General features: G+C 53.5%; 1 protein-coding gene. It reads left to right on the plus strand.

Annotation, left to right across the window (positions count from 1 at the left end):
• Positions 1 to 197: hypothetical protein (locus AC1RPX_RS07935; RefSeq protein ID WP_481763354.1), on the plus strand; the 197-nt coding region annotated here is incomplete at its 5' end.
• Positions 198 to 284 lie beyond the last annotated feature (87 nt).

The following is a 284-nucleotide window of genomic DNA, read 5'->3' on the forward strand; positions in this document are numbered from 1 at the left end:
CGGGCAGCATCTTCTACTGGAAGATTTTTCCGCTGGTGGCCGTCGTCAACAACTTGTACAAGGACCCGCGCAAACGCGCGCAGACAGGTCACGTTGTCGATTTCCTGTTCAACAAGGGTAATCGTTCGAACCTGAAGCTGCCGCAGCTGCACTGGCATAAGAAGCTTGAGGTGAAGGGCGAAGAGAACATGATGTAGATGCTTGAAATGGCATCGGAGAAGGGCGTGCCTGTTCCGCTTAAGATGTGGATGGCCGCAGCCCAAATCGATCCTGAAGCTCTCGAT

It is taken from the genome of Dellaglioa sp. CoH-56-MRSF-14, from assembly GCF_056782115.1.